This is a genomic window from Mesorhizobium sp. M4A.F.Ca.ET.022.05.2.1, from assembly GCF_003998845.1.
In the GTDB taxonomy this organism is placed as follows: Bacteria; Pseudomonadota; Alphaproteobacteria; order Rhizobiales; family Rhizobiaceae; genus Mesorhizobium.
Genome location: NZ_RZOJ01000734.1, coordinates 1 through 1,209 on the forward strand (window position 1 = coordinate 1; position 1,209 = coordinate 1,209).

A 1,209-nucleotide genomic window follows, 5' to 3' on the forward strand; every position below is an offset into this window, starting at 1 on the left:
AGGCGAACAGCAACTGCGGCGCGCCGGCATAGGGATCGAAGGTGGCGCGCATGCCGAGGAAGGCGCCGGCGAGACCGACGGAGACCATGGCGATCGACGCGGCGACCGCATTGGCGCGGCGCGCATCGACGCCGACCAGGCCGGCGGTATCAGGGTCTGCCGAGGTCGCGCGGATCGAACGGCCGAGGCCGGTGCGAGTGAGGAAAAGCTGCAGCCCGCCAAGCAGTGCCACGGCGGTGACGAAGATGATGACCGCGAGCTTGCCGACATAGATGCTGCCTGGCCATTCCCAGGAATCGTAGGAGAGGCTGCCGATAAAGGGCGCCAGCGAGCGCGTGTCGGCGCCGAACTGCTCGAACAAGAGATTGTCGATGACGATGGCGAGGCCGAAGGTTGTCAGGATCGGCAACAGCGCGCCGCCACGCGCGCTGCGTTCGAGCAGGAAGCGCTGCAAGGCCCAGCCGATCGCGGCCATCAGCGGCAGGACGATTAGCAGCCCAAGGAAGGGTGAAATGTGGAAGCGCGAGGCGAACAGCCACAGCGCGAAGGCTGACAGCACGGCGAGGCTGCCATGGGCGAGGTTGATGATGCGCATCACCGAAAACATGAAGGAGAGGCCGCAGGCGATCAGCGCGTAATAGCCGCCGAGCAGGATGCCCTGGATGATCTGGTTGCTCATGCCGGCACGCCTCCGGCGCCCTTCCGGTGCAGGCCGAAATAGGCTTTCGTCACCTCGTCGCGCGACACGCTCTTGCTGTCTCCGGCCAACGCGATCCGTCCCTCCAGCATGCAGATGACCTTGTCCGAGACGGAGAGGGCACGGTTGAGATCCTGTTCGACGAGGATGATCGTCGTACCGGAGCTGATCAGGCCGTGCAGCGAGGCGTAGACGCGGTCGACGACCAGCGGCGACAGGCCGAGCGAGACCTCGTCGAGCAAAAGCAGTTGCGGATTGCTCATCAACGCGCGGCCGATGGCGGTTGCCTGCTGTTCGCCGCCGGAGAGATGCCCGGTCTTGGCGCGGCGGCGCGGCTTGAGGTTCGGAAACGTGTCGAGCACCCTGTCGACGCTCCAGTCGCCGGGGCGGCCGGCGCTTCGTCCGAGCAGCAGGTTCTCCTCGACCGTCATGTCGACGAACAGTTTCCTGCCTTCTGGCACCAGCGCGATGCCCATGCCGACTCTGCTGTGCGAGGGCACGCCGGAAAGATC

General features: G+C 65.8%; 2 protein-coding genes. Both read right to left on the reverse strand.

Features of this window, described 5'->3' with window-relative positions; genetic code table 11:
- Positions 1 to 679: branched-chain amino acid ABC transporter permease (locus EN745_RS34990; RefSeq protein ID WP_145992332.1), on the reverse strand; the 679-nt coding region annotated here is incomplete at its 3' end.
- Positions 676 to 1,209: ATP-binding cassette domain-containing protein (locus tag EN745_RS34995; RefSeq protein WP_127423329.1), on the reverse strand; the 534-nt coding region annotated here is incomplete at its 5' end. The genes EN745_RS34990 and EN745_RS34995, both read right to left, overlap by 4 nt.